The sequence below is a fragment of the Brevibacillus schisleri genome, assembly GCF_055685845.1.
The window spans coordinates 3,037,507-3,059,015 of sequence record NZ_JBVNDM010000001.1 but is presented as its reverse complement, the minus strand read 5'-3'; the positions used below and the strand labels follow the sequence as shown (position 1 = coordinate 3,059,015).

General features: G+C 45.6%; 8 protein-coding genes and 1 other annotated feature. Of the genes, 1 reads left to right on the top strand and 7 read right to left on the bottom strand.

Annotated features, from left to right (window positions below; genetic code table 11):
- Positions 1-101: 101 nt before the first annotated feature.
- From tycB to ACUUHJ_RS15100, 4 genes are all read right to left on the bottom strand, one after another.
- On the bottom strand, positions 102-10,871 hold the full coding sequence (gene tycB / locus ACUUHJ_RS15115) for a tyrocidine non-ribosomal peptide synthetase TycB (RefSeq protein ID WP_472299222.1): 10,770 nt from the start codon (positions 10,869-10,871) through the stop codon (positions 102-104).
- Between the two features lie 94 nt (positions 10,872-10,965).
- Complete coding sequence (gene tycA / locus ACUUHJ_RS15110; RefSeq protein WP_472299221.1) at positions 10,966-14,244, bottom strand: tyrocidine non-ribosomal peptide synthetase TycA; 3,279 nt, start codon at positions 14,242-14,244, stop codon at positions 10,966-10,968.
- A gap of 587 nt (positions 14,245-14,831) precedes the next feature.
- Complete coding sequence (locus ACUUHJ_RS15105) at positions 14,832-16,022, bottom strand: MFS transporter (RefSeq protein ID WP_472299220.1); 1,191 nt, start codon at positions 16,020-16,022, stop codon at positions 14,832-14,834.
- 106 nt (positions 16,023-16,128) lie between these two features.
- A complete protein-coding gene (locus ACUUHJ_RS15100; protein ID WP_472299219.1) occupies positions 16,129-16,302 on the bottom strand; it encodes a hypothetical protein in 174 nt (57 codons plus the stop codon).
- Between the two features lie 37 nt (positions 16,303-16,339).
- Between ACUUHJ_RS15100 and ACUUHJ_RS15095 the strand changes: the two genes are divergently transcribed.
- Positions 16,340-18,454: a hypothetical protein gene (locus tag ACUUHJ_RS15095; protein ID WP_472299218.1), complete on the top strand. Its 2,115-nt coding sequence runs from the start codon at positions 16,340-16,342 to the stop codon at positions 18,452-18,454.
- 64 nt (positions 18,455-18,518) lie between these two features.
- Here the strand turns inward: ACUUHJ_RS15095 and tyrS are convergent, their stop codons facing one another.
- The 3 genes from tyrS to ACUUHJ_RS15080 form a co-directional block, all read right to left on the bottom strand.
- Positions 18,519-19,781 carry a tyrosine--tRNA ligase gene (tyrS, locus tag ACUUHJ_RS15090; RefSeq protein ID WP_041749844.1) on the bottom strand — a complete coding sequence of 421 codons (1,263 nt, stop codon included), beginning with the start codon at positions 19,779-19,781 and terminating at the stop codon, positions 18,519-18,521.
- A 63-nt stretch (positions 19,782-19,844) separates the two neighbouring features.
- Positions 19,845-20,074, bottom strand: a binding site (T-box leader).
- A gap of 75 nt (positions 20,075-20,149) precedes the next feature.
- Complete coding sequence (locus ACUUHJ_RS15085) at positions 20,150-21,343, bottom strand: ATP-binding cassette domain-containing protein (RefSeq protein ID WP_472301197.1); 1,194 nt, start codon at positions 21,341-21,343, stop codon at positions 20,150-20,152.
- Complete coding sequence (locus ACUUHJ_RS15080; protein WP_289677923.1) at positions 21,318-21,503, bottom strand: hypothetical protein; 186 nt, start codon at positions 21,501-21,503, stop codon at positions 21,318-21,320. Before ACUUHJ_RS15080 ends, ACUUHJ_RS15085 begins: the two co-directional genes overlap by 26 nt.
- Positions 21,504-21,509 lie beyond the last annotated feature (6 nt).

Below are 21,509 nucleotides of genomic sequence, written 5' to 3'. Positions count from 1 at the left end.
GCACCTCAGCTCAGTAATTTATCGATTTAAAGAGGGTTCCTCCAATAAAAGCGAGATGTCCCAGCTTTTATTGGAGGAATCGCATTTCTCATGTCGCCCGATTAGATTAATTCCAGGATGTTCTCCAGTTCTTCCATGGAAAGGTCATCATCACCCAGATCGCTTGGGGTCAATTCACCCTTTTCTTTTGATAGACAATGCTCAATAATGCTGAGCAAGTGATTCCGATAGCTGTCTGCCAATTTCGCAATGGTTTCTTCCTGATACTGGAGACTGCTGTAACCAAAACTGATCTGGAGCTTTCCATCCTCGATCATGCTGGAAATATCCAATAAGAATACCCTCTCCGATTCTGGACTGAAAAGCTGACCCGTCCCGAGTGGCGAGAAAGCAAATCCACCAGATTTTACATCCGAATCAAATTGCCCGAGGTAGTTAAAGCTGATTTCCGGTTGCAGGCTAAATTGCAGGGACGGACGCAGTTTATCCGCCGTCAACGTGCGTAAAATCTCGTAGCCAATTCCTTTTTTTGGAATGCGACGCAAGCTCTCTTTGATATGCTTGATTTGGTAGGACAAGTCCTTTGATTTTTCCATATCAAGCACGACAGGAAACTGGGATGTAAACCACCCAATCGTTCTGGTCACGTTCATTTCATTCTGAATATCTTCGCGACCGTGACCTTCCAGGTTGATGACAGCATAGTTGGTATTCGCCCACTCTTTCACGGTTAATCCCAACGCAGTCAGCAATAGGTCATTCATTTCGGTGTGATAAGCATGATGGACGTGACGCAACAGGTTTTCTGTCTCTTGAGCTGTCAGCTCGACCTTCGCTGTACGGGTGTGCTTTTGTTTACGATCTGCTGTAACAAAATCGGTTGGTAACTTTTCGGCCGTGGCCGTGCTCTCGAGGTTGTGCCAGTACGCCGCTTCTCGTAAAAGCTCGTCACTCTCCGCATAGTTTTGCAGTTGAGCCGACCAATCCTTGAATGAATCTGTCTTTTTCGGCAAGACGATCTCCTGATTGTGGAGAGCCTGCGAATAGGCAGAAGAAAAATCTTCAAACAAGATGCGCCATGAGACGCCATCCACGACCAGATGATGAATAGCAATCAATAAATGGTCCCCTTCCATTGTGGAGAAGCGTGCCAAGTGGACGAGTGGTCCCTGTTCCAAATCGATACTGCTTTGGATGTGATTAGACAACTCCCAAATATGAGCTGCGCTATTTGCATGATCTTTTAAGTCATACGAATGGAAGCGGAATCGCTCACCTGTCAACGCTCGATTGATTTGCGTGATTGTCTCATTCTCTTGTTTGTAGATCATGCGTAACGCATCGTGGTGCTCGACGATTTTAAAGAACGCCTGCTGAACAAGTACCGGGTCAAAGCCATCCTCTCGAAACAGCATGACAGCCTGATTCCAGTGGTGGAGGTCAGTGAAATTGCGCTCGAAGAACCACTTCTGGATGGGCGTCAAGCCAATCTCGCCTTCTACTACTCCCTGATCGCTCTCTCTGCTGTTCGGTATGACATAGGTAACAACTTGTTCAATGGTCGGATATTGGAACAGTTCCTTCATCGCCAGCGTCCAGCCTAATGCGTGCAAACGCGTAGATACCTGAATGGCTTTGATGGAATCTCCGCCCAATTCAAAGAAGTTGTCTTTCATTCCCACTTGCCCAATTCCCAATACCTCAGCCCAAGTCGTTGCAAGTAAGTGTTCCAGCTCGTTTTGTGGTGCTTCATATTCTCTGCCCGATTTCTCTTCGTGGCTTGGCTTCGGCAATGCTTTGCGGTCAATTTTGTCATTCGGTGTCAATGGCATCTTATCCAGCTGAACAAAGAAAGAGGGAACCATATAATTTGGCAATTCTTTTCCCATAAATTCTCGCAATTGAGCCGGACTTGCTTCCCCATCAGCTACATAGTATGCGCACAGGTAAGGTTGCCCCAGGTCATCTAAATGTGTAATGGCTACTGCCTCCACAATCGTCTCATACCGCAACAGAACACTCTCGACTTCGCCCAGCTCTACCCGATGACCGCGTACCTTCACTTGATGGTCGATTCTGCCGAGATACTCGATATTTCCGTCCGGAAGCCATTTCGCCAGATCTCCGGTGCGATACATCTTCTCTCCTGGCACAAACGGATTGTCGACGAATTTTTCTGCCGTCAGTTCTGGTCGATTCCAATATCCTCTGGCTAGCGCCACCCCGCTGATGCACAATTCACCTATTTGACCCACAGTCTTCAATTGCATTTGTTCATCCACAATGAACAGCTTCGTATTCTGAATCGGTTTGCCAATCGTAATGGTCTGACCAACTGGTTCATGTGGCAAGGCCTTCCAGGTCGTCGCGCAAATCGTACTCTCTGTGGGGCCGTAGGCATTAATATAGGTCACTTTCTCTTTCCATTGCTCTACCAACGCGGTAGATGCTGCCGATCCAGCAGTAATCAGGATACGCAATGACGGCATACGATCAGGCTCCAGATAAATGGCATACGTCGGCGGCAACGTGAGAATGGTAATTCCGTTTTTGTGGACGTATTCCTCAAATTTGCGGAAATCGTTGATCGTATCACGCGAGATGATATACAAGGTCGCTCCTGTCAATAGAGCCATAAACATATCCCACACCGATGCATCAAAAGAAATACTCGCAAAATGTCCTGGCCGATCTTGTGGGGTTACGCCGAAGTGATTCTTGAACATGGCTTGCAGATTGGCTGCCCCTTTGTGCTCTAGCATGACGCCCTTTGGATTGCCAGTGGTACCGGACGTGTAAATGATATAGGCAAGATCAGACGGCTTGTTGATGCAAAGTAGATTGTCTGTTTGTGCCGAATAGCTTTCCGCATCGTCCAAATCGATAATCTCTGCCTGACTGGACACCTTGTTGATCAGGTGTGAATGCGTAAGTACGAGCTTCGCCTGACTGTCCTCAATCATGTAGCGAATTCTTTCTTCGGGATAGTCGGGATCGACCGGCAAAAAGGCTCCGCCAGCTTTTAAAATGGCGAGCGTGGCAATGACCATTTCCAAGGAACGCTCCACCATCATGACAACGATTTGGGAAGGGCCTAGCCCTTTTTCCCGCAAAACTGCGGCTAGCTGGTTCGCTCTTTCATTGAGCTCTTGGTACGTCATCTGCTTCTCTTCAAATACAATGGCCGTTTGATCAGGCGTTTTTGCTACCAGTTCTTCAAAGAGCTGTTGTATGGTCTGGTCTTCTGTATACTCTCTGTCTGTATGATTGAATTCCACCAGCAACAACTGCTTTTCTTCTGCCGTCAGCATCTCAATCGCTTGAAGCTGCCTATCAGGTTCTGCTGCAACATTGCGTAGAATTTGCATGAAATGACGCGACATTCTATCTACGGTATCTCTTCTGAACAGTTTGGTGCTGTACTCCAGTCGCAGCAACAGGTCTGTTTCCCGTTCAGTCAGGTGAAAAGACAGGTCGAACTTTGAAATGGCAAGCGCGCTCGTCGGTTCATAAGGATGATAGGTTAGTTGACCCTGTGTTTTTTGGTACAATTCGTCGGTTTGCAGAATGAACATGGTATCAAAAAGTGGATTGCGTCCCGGATCACGCTGAATCCCAAGCTTTTCAACCAGACTTTCCAATGGATAATCCTGATGATCATAGGCATCCAGAGCATTCTGCTTGACTTCCATCAGAAACTCCTTGAAAGTCTTCTCTGCTATCGGCTTGTTTCTGAGTGCTAGCGTATTGACGAACATGCCGACAATCGGTTCGAGCTCAGCCCGCGTTTTGCCGGAGATTGGCGTTCCGACAACAATATCATCCTGCCCTGTATACTTCGAAAGCAGCACATTGTAGGCGGCTAGCAACACCATAAACAACGTCGTTTTCGTTTCTGCAGCCAACGCGTGTAAAGCTTCCAGCAGAGGTCTATCGGTAGCAAGTACGATTTGATCACCCTCAAAGCTTTTCACAGCTGGTCGCGGAAAATCTGTCGGGATCTCCAAGACGCTGTTGTGGCCCTCAAACGCATGGCGCCAATGCTCTTCCTGCTTCTTGAAGTCATCTGACTCGGTAAAGCGTTTTTGCCAGACAGAAAAATCTTTGTATTGGATCCGCAGCTCCGGTAATTGTCTGCCTTGGTACAATTCCGCCAGTTCATTGAAAATAAGCGGGACGGACGAGGCATCCGCAGCAATATGATGCATGTCATACAAGAGAACATGACGTTCATCCGAGATTTGCACGAGACCCATGCGCAACAGTGGCGGAACAGCCAGATCAAATGGACGGACAAACGCTTGGAAAATCTCATCGATCTGATGTTCCTCTGCACTCCGATACGTCATTTCCACTTCCACGTGGTCATGAATTTTTTGGACCAGCTGATCTCCTACCATCTCAAAGGAGGTTCTCCATATCTCATGACGATCTACCAATGCTTGCAGCGCATGCACCAGTTGATCGCGATCTAGTTGACCCTCTAGCATGATCATCCCAGGCGTATTGTAGCTGATGCCCGCTCCTTCCAACTGATGGAGTACGTACATCCGCTGCTGGGCAGAGGATACCGGGTAGTACTCTTGTCGTTCCGCTGGTTGAATCGATGCATCTGACGCATTCTCACTGTTTGCTATCAACCTGGACAAGGCCCGAACGGTAGGCTGTTCAAAGAAATGCTTCAAAGGAAGATCAATTTGAAACTCCCGATGCACATGCGCAACTACCGTCATAGCTTTCAAAGAATGTCCACCCAGCTCAAAAAAGTCATCCATCACGCCGATGCCGGAGATGCCAAGGACGTTTTCCCAAATCTTTGCTAGTGTTGCCTCTACTTCATTGGCAGGCGCGGCATACTCCACACCTGTTGTAGGCTTTCCTTCTGGCTTCGGCAGCGCTTTGCGATCGATCTTGCCATTTGGCGTGAGCGGGAAAGTGTCCAGTTGAACCAGATAAGTTGGAACCATATACGCTGGCAGTTCTTGAGATAGATGTGTTCGCAGCGCCACTTCCGAGATCTTTTCTTTACCAGTGAAATAGGCAGCCAGATACGCGTCCCCGCTTCCATCCTGATAAGCAACGACAATCGCTTCATTCGTCATTTCATAGCTGAGAAGAACCGATTCTATCTCCCCGATCTCAATCCGGTATCCTCTCACTTTTACTTGTTCATCTATGCGTCCAGCGAATTCAATCGTACCGTCCGGGAGCCATCTGCCAAGGTCACCCGTCTTGTACATGCGTTCACCAGGCGCAAATGGATTGGAAACAAACTTCTCCTCGGTAAGCTCTGGTTTGTTCCAATATCCGCGTGCCAAACCGAGTCCGCCAATGCATATTTCTCCCACTACACCGATTGGTAGCAGCTGGTGCGAATGATCCACGATGTATATGCTTGTGTTTGCAATTGGACGCCCAATGGTGATCGGAGCATCCGGGAGCGCATCGCACAGATAGGTGGCGATAACGCTACTTTCTGTCGGGCCATACGCATTGACCGTAATCATCTGCGGATTCATCTCTTTGCACATCTCAACCAGCTTTGGCGATAGCTTTTCTCCCCCGAGCATGACCATTTTCAGAGGGTTGATCTCTTCGGTGGTGCTGCATTCCAAAATCGCTTGGAACATACTTGGCACGCACACCGTGTAGCTGCAACTCCATGATGAGATCAGGTTTTTGAGCGCGATTGGATCTTTGGCTTCTTCATCCTTCGTTAAGACAACCGTTGAACCGGATATAATTAACGCAAAGAAGGTAAGGGCAAAAGCATCGAAGGCAAAGGATAGGGGCAACAAACCTCTGTCATGAACGGATAAGGCCAACTCTTGTTTGTTCCACGTCACACTATTGACAATACCTCGATGCTCCCCCATGACCCCTTTAGGCTTGCCTGTCGTACCCGATGTGTAAATGATATAAGCCAAATTGGTAGCCGTATGAATCGGGTCAAGGTTTGTGGTGATACGAGAATAGTTACTCTTATCCTCGAGATACAGGCATTCCACTCCAGCAGCAACCTTTGCACCGAGATACTCTTGGGTAAGCACCAGACGGGCCTCGCAATCTTCCAACATATAAGCAATGCGATCATTTGGATATTCTGGATCGATCGGCACGTATGCTCCGCCAGACTTGAGAATGGCAAGGATACCAATGACCATTTCCATGGAACGATTGGCCATAATCCCTACTCGTTGGTCAGCCTTTACTCCCTTTTTCCGTAATGTACGAGCAAGCTGATTGGCTTTCTTATTGAGCTCCTGATAGGTCAACTTTTTGTCCCCGCAAACCAGTGCGATTTGATCAGGGGTTTTCCCTACTTGTTCTTCAAATAGCTGGGGAAGTGTGCTTTCCAGCTGAACAGGCTTAGATGTGTCATTGAAATGGACAAGTAGTTCCTGCTTTTCTTGCTCGGTGAGCATCTCTATCTCATAGAGAGCCAAGTCCGTGTTCTGAGTGACCTCTTGCAAGATTTGCATGTAATGACGCGACATGCGTTCGATGGTCTCCTGCTTGAACAGCTTGGTGCGAAATTCGAAGCAGAATAGGAGACCTGCATGGTTTTGAGTTGCTTCGAGCGACAATTCGAATTTCGCCATTTTGCCCTCTGGCACGTAAGGCGTCACTGTCATGCCCTCGATCTTGACCGGATCGGCATCCATATTTTGCAAAATGAACAACGTGTCAAACAATGGATTGCGGCTTCGATTCCGATTAACGGCCAGCTTTTCGACGAGTTCCTCAAACGGGTACGCCCCATGCTCAAAAGCAGCCAGTGTGTTGTCCTTCACTTCTAGCAAAAATCGCTTAAAGCTTTTGGTCGCAACCGGCTGATTTCTCATTGCGAGCGTGTTAACGAACATACCCGTGATGCTTTCCGTGTCAGGGTGCGTTCTTCCAGCTGTCACGGTTCCGACTACCATGTCTTCTTGCCCGGAATATTTCGCGAGCAAAACATGGTAAGCTGCCATGAGCACCATGTAGATCGTAGTACCAGTTTCCGCCGCCACTCGTTGCAAAACATCCAACAATTGTTTTTCTGAACGAAATAGATAACGTTCGCCCTCAGAGCTTTGAACAGACGGTCGAGAGTAGTCCAAAGGCAGGTTCAAGACAGGAATTTCACCAGCGAATCGCTGAGTCCAATACGCTTCCTGCTTTCTGTACTCGTCTGTCTGTGCCAGACCTTTTTCCCAAACTGCGAAGTCTTTATATTGAATGCGCTGCTCTGGCAAGGATTTGTCTTGATAGAGCTGTGCAAGATCATTCAGGATGATTTGCGATGACAAGCCATCCGAGATGATATGGTGCATATCGATGATCATGACATGGCGCCGCTCTCCCAGTTTGACTAGGCCAACCCGACTTAATGGTGCCTCTTCCAAATCAAACGGATGCATGAAATCCGTGATGACTTGATTCAAACGCTCCTCTGTCGCTTCCATGTAGGCGATTGGTAGTTTGCATTCCGAATGGATACGTTGAACCAGCTCGCCATTGATGGTATGAAAGGAGGTTCGTAGCGATTCATGACGACTCACAAGACCCGAAATGGCATTCTCCATCTGCGGTACATTCAATTCCCCGTCGAGTACCGTTACAACGGGCAAATTGTACACCGTACTAGCCGGGTCAAGCTGGTTTAAAATCAGCATGCGTTTTTGCGCAGAGGATACGGGATAATGCTCTTGCATGGCGACCTGTGGAATAGCAAGATACGTTCCTGCCTCTACACCTTCTACATACTTGGCGATTTCTTGAATGGTTGGTCTATCAAACAAGACGCGAAGCGGAACATCTGTCTGGCAGTCTTTTTGCATCCGGGAAATGAGATGAATCGCCTTGAGCGAATGCCCGCCCAGCGCGAAAAAATTATCCTGAATACCAATCGGGGACACGCCGAGTACACTTTCCCAAATCGCCGCCATTTTCAGTTCCAGCTCGGTTGTCGGAGCGAGGTAATCCGCTCCCGTAAATGTATTCCCCTCAGGGATGGGCAAGGCTCTTCTGTCTGTTTTTCCGTTAGGTGTGACCGGAATCCGCTCCAGCTTCATAAAGAAGGAAGGGATCATATACTCCGGCAGCGTTCGTGATAAGTACGCTCGCAGCTCCTTGTTGCTGACTTCCTCTGCCAAAACGACATAGGCGCACAAATACTTTCCGCCTGTCTCATCCGTTCTATCGATGACTACGGCTTCCTTAATCAAGGCGTGGTTGAGCAGGTGCGATTCGATCTCTCCCAGCTCGATTCGATGACCCCTGATTTTTACCTGATGGTCGATTCGCCCTAAAAACTCAATATTGCCATCTGGCATCCAACGAGCGAGGTCTCCCGTCCGATACATTCTTTCTCCGGATTGATACGGATTCTCGAGAAACTTCTCCGCAGTCAGCTCCGGATTGTGCAAATACCCTCTTCCCACGTTCGCGCCAGAGATATACAACTCCCCTACAATGCCCTCAGGTTTCATCTGCAGCTTTTCATCCAGGATGTAAATGCCTGTGTTACTGATGGGTTTTCCGATTGGAGGCAGCTCTGGTATATCCATGCTAGGGTCCATCGTGTAGGTGGTTACCACATGTGTCTCCGACGGTCCGTAATGATTGTGTAAAAATACGTGATGGTTCCGCAGATATTTTTGTAGCTCATGAGTGACGACGAGCTGTTCTCCAGCTGTGATAATGTGCTTGACGCAACGCGGGAAGCTTTGTGCATAATCTTTTTCGTTAAAGATAAATTTCAAGAAGGATACTGGGAGGGACAAGATGCTGATCTGGTTTTCCTGGATAAACGCAAACAGTTTTTCTACATGACGTCTCATCTCATTCGTGATGAGATAGAGCTGTCCCCCGGAAAGCAGCGTGGAGAAAATCTCCTGGTAGCAAACATCAAAGCTGCATGTGGTATACTGCAATACTTTTTCATGAAAATCGATGTTGGTCTTGGCAAACGTAAAGTGTATCAGATTTGCCATGTTTTTATGCTCAAGCATGACGCCTTTTGGTTTCCCTGTTGTTCCTGAAGTATAGATGATATAAAATAAGTCCTCTGGTTGATTGATCATTTCTACAGACGCACTACTCTCTTCCCAGATGGCTGGTGTGCTGATATCTATTGTTTCAGTAGTGGCCGAGACCTTCTCTAATAGATGCTGCTGGGTCACTACCCATTGAATTCCACTATGCTCGAGCATGTAGGCAATTCGTTCTTCTGGCAGCTCTGGATCAATTGGTACAAATGCACCACCGGCTTTCAAAACCCCAAGAATTCCGAGTATCATCTCGATGGATCGATCCATCATCGTACCAACCAGACTGTCTGCTGCAATCCCTTTTCCTCTCAAAAACCTGGCGAGCTGATTGGACTTTTCATCTAGCTCCCGATACGTCAGATGCTGTTCTCCGAATACGACCGCAACGTGATCAGGTGTCCTTTCCACCTGTTCCATAAAGAGCTCGTGTATGGTTTTCGTTGGATAAGCTGCGGAAGTATCAAGGTTTCTAGCCAATAGCTGTTGTTTTTCAGTTTCTGTCAGCAAGGTAACCTGTTGAAGGGTGACCCTCGGATTGTTTGCCACCCAAGCCGCAATCTGCTTGAGGTGCCCAGCCATTTTTTGGATAAAGACATCGTCGAAAACAGCCGCATTATAATCAAACCGCATCGCAATCTCTTCTTTGGGCATTACCATAACGGTCATGTCATAACTGGTAGGCTCAAACATCTCGACATTGACAATGGCAAAGCCGACTTGCTGTGTCGCCGCCTTTTTCTGCAAGGCCTCAACTAATGGATAGTTTTCGATGACCATCAGGTGGTCGATCAAGTCTTGCTTCAATACGGAATCGTTTTGAATATCGTACAAAGGCACATGCTCATATGGCTGGGATTGCCGTGTTCTTTGGTGCACATCCTGTATCAAGTCGACAAAGGTTTGATCGTTCTTCGCTTGAATGCGGAATGGAATGGTATTGATAAACAACCCAACCATTTTGTCGATTCCAGCGATTTCAGTTGGTCGCCCTGATACAACAGAGCCGAAGAGCACATCATTCGTAGTGTTATAGGATTGGAGCAGAATCCCCCATAAGGTTTGAATCACGGTTGGCAAAGTCACTCGATTTTGACTTGCGATCGCAGAAAGCTGTTGCGTCACCATGCGGTCCAGCACAAAACGATATTGCGCTGGTAGAAAGGCATTGCTAGAAGACTTCCCAAATTTCGGCAAAGAAGTTTGCTGTTCAAACTGTTCCAGATAGTCTCTCCAATAAGCGAGAGCAGCCTCTTTATCTTGCTTTTCCAGCCAGCGAATAAATTGGCTGTAAGGCTGCACTGGATCAAGAGAAATCGGAGCCCCGTTTTTTAAGGATAAATAGACGGAAAGCAAGTCATCAAAAATAATGCTAAAGCACCAACCGTCCATGAGTATGTGATGAAAACTCCAGATGATTTCATATTCGCTCTCCGTCATTTGGAAAATAGCTACTCTCATCAACGAATCTTTCGCCAGATGAAAGGTTTTCTCTTGGTCATTCCTTTTGTACTGCGTGTAGCGCTGCTGTTTTTCTTGCTCGTCGTAAGCAGTTAGATCGCAAAATAGGATGGGAATGGGCCGTTCCTTCAAGACAACCTGCAAAGGCTGCTTTAATTTTTCATAGAGAAACAGCGTGCGAAATACCTCATATCTCTCTACCAGCACATGTAAGCTATTGGTATACAAACCAACATCAAGATTGCCCTCGATCGAAACGGACATTTGCACAAGATGAGAGTTATGTTCTTCGTTTAGCAAGGCGTGAAATAACATTCCCTCTTGCATGGGCGTCAATAGATACATATCTTGTACTTGTTCTTTGCTAAAAACACTCATTCCGGCACCTCGATATCGACATTATTCGTCATATTTGTAATAAAATGTAAACAAAAGGCGTATTTTACCCCATGAAATTTTAGCAAGTGCTTCTCTAGTTAAGCGTATTGGCAAGTACTTCGAAGATGTCGTCCATTTCTTCCATTTGAAGTCCTTTTAGACTAAAGTCACTGGGAGTCCGTTCGACTTCTTTTTTCCGCGAGCAATGCGTAATGATCGACCGGAGATGTTTTTGATAGCTCTTACTCAATTGATGGATGGACTCTTCTCTAAACTGCTCCTCGCTGTAAGTAAACGTGATGAGAAGCTCCCCACCTTCCATTCTTCCTGTAATATTCAAGGCAGTGTAAATCTCCGAATCCGGACTCAGATTGTTCTTCCCATCCGCACCGAGCGAGTTGCCAGCACTATAAGGAGAACGGGTGAACATATCACTGGTAAGGCCTGAGTCAAACTGACCCAAGTAGTTAAACGTTACTTCGGGTTGCAAGGAAAAGGACAAGGCACGTCGTTTTTCCGGTTCTGTCATATATTTTAAAATTTCATAGCCAATGCCTTTATTGGGGATCTTCCTTAGGTTTTCTTTCGTGCATTTGATATGGTCAGGTAAGTGATTGATTTGACTCAAATCTAGTAAAACTGGATATTGGGACGTAAACCATCCGATAGTTCTTGTCACGTTAGCGTGTTCGATCACATCCTCGCGTCCGTGCCCTTCGAGATTAATAACGATTTGGTCAATCCTGCTCCACTCTGCAACGGCCAGCCCCAACGCTGCCAGTAACAAATCATTGATCTCTGTTTGATAAGCAGAATTTGCCTGTTTCAACAATTGTTCGGTTTCCTCTGCTAGCAATCCGACCTGTATGTTGCGGATACTCTTCTGTTTGCTGCCCACCGTTTCATAGTCTTTAGGAAGGGAAGCATTCTTAGCTGTAGATTCAACATTCTCCCAATACGGGATTTCTCTCGTCAATGCATCACTATTTGCGTATTCGTTAAGCCATACTGCCCAATTTTTAAAAGAATCCGTTTTTTCTGGGAGAACGATATCTTTGCCTGCTAGTACTTGACTGTATGCAGTTGCTAGATCCTCAAACAGAATGCGCCAGGAAATTCCATCCATGACTAAATGATGGATAGCCAAAAACAAATGATCGCCTTGGAGCGTATGGAACAAGGCTGCCTTTACCAACTGCCCCTCTTGTAAATTCATGTTGCCATGCAAGCGTTTCGTCTCTTCTTCGATTGCTTGCTGGACATCCGAATGCGAGGTCAGATCATATAGAAGGAACTCGTATAATTCGCCACCCAATCCACGATTCTGTTGAACGATGCTCCCATTCTCGTTCCGATAGACCATGCGTAGCGCGTCATGATGCGAAAGGATTTTATCCAAGGCCTTTCGGATCGCTTCAGGATCAAATCCCTGCTCACGATACAACACATACGATTGGTTCCAATGGAACATATTCGTAAAGTTCTTTTCAAAGAACCACTGTTGAATGGGTGTTAAGGTAACAGGGCCTTCGATAATTCCCTGCTCGCTTCTCCTCGTCGTACTTTTGACATAGAGAGCAACCTGCGAAATTGTCGGGTAATTCAGCAAATCTTTCGTGTCTAGCTTTCGTTGATAGGCATGCAAACGAGCAGCCACCTGGATCGCTTGAATGGAATCCCCACCGAGTGCGTAAAAATTATCGCGAATTCCAATTTTCTCGATTCCCAATACCTCTTGCCATACAGTTGCGAGAATCGATTCTGTCTGATTTCTAGGAGGTTCGTACACAAGATTTGTCTCAGCAGTAACATCAGGTTCTGGCAATGCTTTTCGATCAATTTTGTCATTCGGCGTGAGCGGCATTTTATCCAGCTTCACGAAATAAGAAGGAAGCATGTACGCAGGAAGCTTTTGAGCGGCATATTCTCTCATCTGCGAAGGAGTTACTTCCCGTTGCGAAATAAAATAAGCGCACAAATAAGGTTGAGCGTGTTGGTCTTCTCTAGCGATTACCACTGCCTCTTTTATTTGTTCATGTTTCAGCAAAACGGACTCGATTTCTCCCAACTCAATCCGATGACCTCTGATTTTTACCTGATGGTCGATTCTGCCGAGAAACTCAATTTCTCCATTCGGCAGCCATTTGGCCAGGTCTCCTGTCCTGTACATCTTCTCTCCTGGTACGAACGGATTATCCACAAATTTTTCGGCGGTCAAGTCTGGGCGATTCCAGTATCCTCTGGCTAAGCCTACTCCACCTATGCATAATTCTCCTTCACTGCCAATTGGCTGCAATTGTAGCTCTTCATTGACAATATAAGCGGATGTATTTTGAATCGGTTTGCCGATTGGGATCGTTTGGTTGACGAGCACATTGGAAGGTGCCTCCCAAATCGTCGCGCAAATGCTTGTTTCCGTAGGTCCGTAAGCATTCACGTACCTGACTTTGTTTTTCCATTTATTCACTAAAGGGAAGTTGGCAGCTGAACCTGCCGTAATCATGATGCGAAGGGGAGTAATATGATCTGGGTTGAGGTGAGTCAAATAAGTGGGTGGCAACGTGATGATGGTCAATTCATTTTCATTCACATAGTTTTCAAAACGGATGAAATCATGAATCGTCTGTTTAGAAAGGATATAGAGGCTGGCACCGGTTAATAAAGCCATGAACATTTCCCATACCGATGCGTCAAATGACATGCTGGCAAACTGTCCAACCCTGTCTGCAGGTGTTACACCAAACGTATTTTGAAAGAATGATTGCAAATTCGCGATCCCTTTATGCTCCAGCATGGTTCCTTTCGGATTGCCGGTTGTGCCTGACGTATAGATGACATACGCTATGTCAGTAGGTTTGCTTGGCAAGTGAAGATTGGAATCTGAGTGAGTATCCAGTTGTTCTTCCTCGAGCACGACTACAGAACCACGGTATCCGACGTCGTAAACAAGTTGCCTGACGTTTTTCTGGGTGATGACGATCTTGGTTTGACTGTCTTGCAGGATATATTGAATCCGATCTTGGGGATATTCGATATCGATGGGAACATACGCTCCGCCTGCCTTAAGGATGGCCAAAATAGCTGTCACATTTTCAATGGATTTCTCCATCATCACACCGACAATGCTGTCTGTTGTAATCCCTTTTTCGATCAGTGCTCTCGCTAATTGGTTGGCCTTCCTGTTAAGCTCCTGGTAAGTTAAGCGCTCATTTTCATAAACGATGGCAACTCGGTGTGGCACAGCTTCTACCTGTTCCTCGAACAACTGATGGATCGACTTATCCTGTGGATACTCGGCCTTTGTATCATTAAACACGGCAACCTGTTCTTTTTTCCACTCCAAGTCAATGAGATTGGCCTGATTTGCTAACATATGTCCCCTCCGATAATTGGCAAACTTTAGTCTATCGTGTGCCAATACAATGCGATGACCAAACAAGTGAACGCAACTGAAAGGAAATGGTCTGCGAAATCTGAAGATGAAGTCTCAGTGACCAATGGCTCACACTGGAAACTCCATCATCAACACCATTTAATATAATGGCCGAATGTAATAAAGTGTCTGGGTTTTTGTGTCTATTTTGTAAATATTACCCACATTCATATTACTATCGTCATGAACCAATTTTCATCTACAAATTTTCCACCATTTTACACCGGTTCACAATGGGAAAAATTCCCTGTTTCCTCAAAGCAGTTTTCAGGACAAAAGTCACTTTCCAATTTTTATCCAAAAACAAATGTTCTGGCCTTCACACCTCCTTAGAATCCAGCAGAATAGCGTATTCATATGCACCTGCTTGAGAAACTGTTATTCATTATAACAGAGAGCGTTTTAGAAATCAGTTAAAAAATAGTAATTTTCTGTAAAATGAGCAACTTTTTACCTAAGTCAATCTTCATTTCCTCCAAAAAAAGCTCATACTTTCTGGTTTCATTCGAAAGTGTGAGCCTTTTGAGTTAGGTAACACGCATCAATTCCCTATCTCGTTTCCCGTGTAACCAGTAATAAAGCGGGATACTGAAAAGAATAAAGGCAACCATCCCGCCGAAAATCGTACGATATCCTGTATGCGGTACGATAAATCCGAGTAAATAGGGCCCGATTCCTAATCCTAGATCATACATCATGTAGTAAGTAGAGGTTGCTAGTCCAAAGCGATGCGGAACTGTCACCTTCACAGCTACGGTTTGGGCAATGGAGTTAAAGTTTCCGAAGCCTACTCCAATCAACGCAGCAGATAGCAGCAGCATCCAGGAAGTCGAGGCTTGACTGAATAGAAGCATCCCGACAGCAAAGATCACCAGGCTGGGGTATGTCACGATGTTCGCCCCTCTTGCGTCCATGAGCTTTCCTGAAAATGGTCGCGAGAGGATAATGACAATCGCATACACCAAAAAGAAATAACTCGCAGTTGAGGAGAGATTAATTTCTTCCGCATAAAACGATAGAAATGACAAGACACCCGAATAGCTGAAGCCAATTAATAAGGCAATAAATGAAATCGGTAAGGCTTTCGGCTCGATGAATTTCGAAAGCAATGAACCTGTTTCTTCCTCTTTTACATTCGCGAAAGGAAGCGGAACATTGATTTTTGCCATGGCGTAAAACATCAAACAAATCAGGGAAAACACGACATTCATCGTAAAAATCCAGGTGAAACCATTTTCAAGCCGCAATAAGATCATGCCGAGAAAAGGACCAATGGCAGTGGCTAAAATCGCACTTAAACTGTAGTAGCCTATCCCCTCACCCTTGCGAGACGCTGGCAAGATTTGAGCAATAATGGTACCTGTTGCAGTACTGGCAATACCAACAGCAATCCCTTGCAGCAAACGATTTACCAGTAAAAAGCTGATATGGACAGCAAATAAGTAAAACAACGAGGTGACAGCAAAAAATCCCAACCCAATCCATAGCGTTTTTTTCGTACCAAGATAACTAATGGCTCTTCCCGTAAGTAATCGGCCAATTAAAGCACCAATGATAAAGATACTGGAAACCAATCCGGCTAAACTGGTTGAAGCGTGAAATTCTGTTTTGGCGTACGAAGCAATCGTAACCATTAGTAAGAAATACATCAGTGTCAAAAGGAAATTAATGAAAGAAACAATGACGAACTCTTTTGTCCAAAGCCTACCCTGATTCACTGCTTACCCTCTTCTCTTTAGGTTCATGATTAGTTTTTCCAGTACTGTGGCTACTGCGTCTCTTTCTTCTTGTGAGATGCTTTCCATTACTTCTTCCAAGAATGGATCAGTCGCTTGCATAATCGTTTTGCCAATAATCGGCGACATCGCTAAAGGTAGCAGGACCGTTATCTTTGAGATAACGGATCAACGCCCATTGTGTGACCGATATATCTCTTTCCTTGCTGTTTGAGAAGATCAAAATCAAGAGCGGTTTCCGTGTGGCTTTTTCAGCGCACATTCGTCTAACCTATATCATCATACAAAAGGAGAAAATCATGCTGGAAAAAAGGGTTTTCGCCATTCACTTTCTATTATTGCTTTTCTTCGTACTTTCTTTTCCAATACCTACGCTCGCGAAGGAATCCACCATTCAAAATCCGTATTACGTATTTAGCTGGGATGAGAAAGGCAATGTCCGCATTACCGATTTGGCAAAAAACGAAATCCTCTCTTCCATTCAATACCAAGCCGAATATGGTACCATTTATAATGCGATGACTCCTTCTCTTCCGAAAGGATCCAAACAAATAACGTTGGATCAAAGTCCACCATTTCAACCGGGCGCAGCCATCGAAATTCGATCCGAATCATTTGGGGGCAGAATGAATGCTCCGCTTGTTCATCAGGCGAAAGTGACTTCCGTCCGTGGAAATGAATTGTATTTCTCTCCACCAACAACGAAAGTGATCGACCGGAACATTTTTATCAAACGGGGTAGCCACTGGGTTCGTAAATGGGATGATGTAAAGGTGGAACACCGGGAGTCTGCCACTGGTAACACAGTCATCGTCACTGGTCATACCCCGATTGCAGTGGTTTCAACCCAATATGCATTGCAAAAAAATAGCCCAGCCATCGATGTTACCGTAAAAACGACCTACAAGCGAGAAGCAAAGGTTTTTCGTGAAACGTTCGCCCTGCAATTCAAGCCAAATGTAACAGAGGTATATCGCAAGAATCGGAAAGTCGACACACAAAAATTCCAAGCTTCTTACTGGCTGGATCACCAAGGTGCGAAATTTGGTCAAGGGAAGCAAGCAGCTTTTTTGTACCATGCCCCCAACGTGTCTTCACTTGAATTGAATACAACGCAAAAACAGCTTATCGTGAATCTGGATCACATGAACGATCACAGATACGTACAGCAAACCTCCACGAATCAGGTCGGAAAAGTCCGCCACGCTTCCGAATATCGCGCAAACGATGTACGAACGAATTCCTTCTCGCTAGTAGTTGGGTATCAACCGAAGCTCATGCCGCGATTTATGAGTCAGCCTTCAGGTTTTTTGGCGACACATGTATGGACAGAGCATGCTGATGAGCAGACGCTGCAAACAAATCGGGCTGTTTATTTCGGTTCCGAGAAGATTTCATCGTCGGCTCAAGCGACAGGCGGTTTTGTCAAACACCGAATTCCGGTTACGAAAAGCGTGTTTTACTCGAATCCTTATTTTCAAGCGAAATCGCCTTTCAATGTCGCCATTGCGCAAAGTCCTGAATTTTTGCAGTTTCTGGATGATCTGAATCGGAACGGCGATGATATTGGTCTACATACCCTCTATCCTTACGAAATCAGACACTATCAAAAGACTACGGAAGATGCGTTGCAAATAATGAAAGATCACTTCCAAAGCCGCACATGGATTGACCATGGGTATTTGAAGTCTAGCTTTGCCTTTAACGCACTTGACATCCAAACTGCGAATTACTTGGCGCATCAGTGGAAAAAATACGGCACATCCTATTTTTGGCACTACAGCTCAGAAGATATCGCCAATCCCAATAATGGTCTTGATCTGTACCAATCCCAAAAAGGCGACTCCCTGCGCACTCCTCTCTATTGGTCGCATCCGACAGTGACTGGCCCGTTTTATTCATGGTCGGCAGCCACCATTCCAGAGTATTCACTAAACCTGTATCGGGAGCAAAATCTCCAGCAGCTCATTCAAAATCGTGGGGTTTTTATCAACCATACCTACTTGGCGAGATTCCCATCCAAAGAGCAAGGCGGGAAATTTATCATTCGAGATGCCCAAGGAAACTGGATCATCCATCCCGATTTTGACCGCTTGCTGAAGCGAATGGAAACGCTGCGCGATCAAGGCCAATTGCATTTGACAACCGTACGTGAGATCATGGATTATTGGCTCGCCCTCTCTCAAGTCAGAATGGACTATGCACCAAACGGCTCTATCGTTCTGCACAATCGTGGCGAGCACAAGATTTCTGGTCTTTCCATGGCGACAAAAGCTTCGGAAGTCTATGTGAACGGGATGAAGCCGTCACAAAAGAAAGCGGATGGCGATCTTATCTTTTGGTTCGATCTGGAGCCGAATACAGTTGCTATCATTGCTGCAAACAAATTGGATAGCATTGCATTCCCGAAATAAAAGGAAAACAAATACAAAAAGAAGCTTCCCTTCATTTTTCCAGGGAAGCTTCTTATTCCTTTATCTATTGAGACAATTTTACCAAGCTGTAGTTTTTCTTGCCTTTGCGGATAATAATGAAGCGGCCGCCGATAGCAAGACTTGGTGTTACTTCCAGTTCCAAATCGGTTACGCGCTCGCCATTCATGGAGATAGCACCTTTTGTAATATCCTCACGTGCTTGACGTTTGGATGGCTCAATGCCGATCTCAACGAGCCAGTCGACAATGTTCTTCGTTTCGAGGGTAGATTCGAATGTCGGCATTTCTTTGAAGCCTTGCTCGATTTCATCTGCCGACAGCGATTTAATATCTCCAGTAAACAAAGCTGCTGTAATGCGCTTCGCCTGCTCCAGCAATTCCTCGCCGTGGACAAATCTCGTCATTTCCTCAGCCAGCGCTTTTTGCGCCTCGCGTTTATGTGGCTCAGACTGTACTTTTTCCGCCAGCTCTTCAATTTGCTCTTTGGAGAGGAACGTAAAGTATTTCAAGTATTTCACAACATCGCGGTCATCGGTATTCGCCCAGAATTGGTAGAATTCAAATGGTGTTGTTTTGTTTGGATCGAGCCAGATGGCTCCTCCTGCTGTCTTCCCGAATTTCGTACCATCTGCTTTCAGCATCAGAGGAATCGTGAGACCGAATGCTTTGGCTTCTGATCCTTCTTTTTTGCGGATCAGATCGAGACCGCTTGTGATGTTGCCCCATTGGTCGGAACCGCCGATTTGAAGCTGAACATCTTCATGTTTGTACAGATGCAGGTAATCCAGCGATTGCAGAATTTGATAGGAAAACTCCGTAAACGAAATGCCGCTTTCCAGTCTGCTCGACACAACATCCTTGGCAAGCATCGTATTGATGCTAAAGTTTTTCCCGTAATCCCGCAAAAATTCAATAACATTAATTTTGTGCGTCCAGTCGTAGTTGTTTACCAAACGGATTTGGTTGTCGCCTTCTGTAATGAACAGCTTTTTCATCTGTGCGGTGAGTTTGTCGACGTTCTCCTGAATTTGTTCCAGTGTTTGCAAAGAACGCTCGGATTGACGGCCGCTCGGATCGCCAATCGTACCTGTTGCACCACCGATCAAAATGACCGGGCGATGACCAGCAAGCTGGAAGCGTTTCAGTACCATGAAAGGAATCAAGTGACCGATATGCATGCTGTCACCTGTTGGATCGACACCACAATATAACGAGACTGCTTTTTCATTCGTTAATTCTCGCAGCCCTTCTGCATCTGTTTGCTGATTGACGGCTTCGCGCCATTCGAGTTCGTCGATAATATTCACTGCTATACACTCCTTCAATCTCCTATGGTAAAAAACAAAAAATCGCCCCTTGTCTATTGTAGACATAGGGACGATTGAATAACCGTGTTACCACCCATCTTGCACCAATGGACCCAAGCGCTTGCGCAGGCCATTCATGCCACTCGTAGCGAGTTATCGTTCGCGATTCCGCTCGGCATTACCCGAGATACTCCAGAGTGTATTTCGCTCGCTTATTGTGTACCGGGTTCCATCAACCCCCGGCTTTCTAGGACAGGGAACAAGCTGCTACTGGGCTCTTTCAACGTATGTTTCATATGAAATTAAAGTCAGTATATTGAATTCAAATAGCAATGTCAACCATGTAGCAAGGATTCCGCTACGATCCCTTATTTTATTTTCGTGAGACCGTCGGAAGTCAGTTCATAAACAGTTGTGACGACTTCATGTAAATACCGCCGATCATGAGAAATACTGATAATCACCCCGTCAAAAGCCGTTAACGCGCGGCAGAGAACAGGAGTCGTCAAAGGGCTGAAGTTTCGGGTCGGTTCATCCAGTATCAAGATTTCGCACTGATCCAAAATCATTTTTAACAAGAGCAATTTCGCTTTCTGTCCCCCAGACAAGTTTTGAATGGGTTGATGCATCTCCTCTTTTGTAAATTTCATACTTCCTAAGTGTGTATACGCTTTTGTAATTGCCTCTTTCATTCCCGTTGTTTCCAAGTATTCAATCGGTGTTTTTGTTGAATCCAGCCGTTCTTCATAGTTTTGGGGCATATAACCGATCTTGAACGACGACTGCTGGACGAGCTCATCCATGATTTTTTTCAACAACGTGGTTTTTCCGACCCCATTTTCTCCAATAATCGCAACTTTTTCTGGCCCCTTGATCGATAAATGAATCTGTTTTGATAGCTGTTTGTTCGCTATTTGCAATCCTTCCAATGAAAAGTCGAGGATTTGTTTACTACCTGGCACCTGTACCTGATGCTCTGCCTTATTCCAAACGTCATGCCATTTCTCCATTTGCTTTCGATGATCAGAAGCTTGCTTTCTGGCGATCTGTTCTTGTTTGTTCAAGTGGCTCGTGCGATTCGCGATGTAATTCTCATAGGGTTCTCTTGAAAACGTATATTTGGGTACTTGTTTGCGCCTCGTCAGTTCCATATGAAGGATACCGTTTGCTGTATTCGCAATAAATGTTTCATCATGCGATACATATAGAACAGGAATAGTCGTCTGTTGAATAAATCCTTCCAGCCACTCTATCGTTTGAATATCCAAATCATTCGTGGGTTCGTCCAGCAATAGTACATCAGGCTTCTGTGCTAACAGACTTAAAAAGCGGTATTTGAAACGCTCACCCCCTGACAGAACCCCCATCCTTTTATCTGAATCCAATGCATGAATGCCGAGGTCATCCATCGCTCTCACCAATTCTTTGGTCCATTGATTTTCCGTAAAAAAGTCAGCGATGGACCTTTGTTTTTCTTCGTCTGATAGCTCCTGGGAGAGAAATCCCATGGAACATTCGTTTCTCAACACGTTACCTTCATATATGCAATACTCGGCGATCATTTGGTCCGCGTATATCAATTTTAATAAGCTGCTTTTTCCATTTCCCTCTTCCCCAAATGATGGCAATCTTTTCACCGGTTTGCAGGGTCAGATGCAAGTTTTGAATGAGAGTCCTGTCGTCTTTTTTGGTGGTAATCGTGATATTGTGCAGTTCAACCATGTGGAT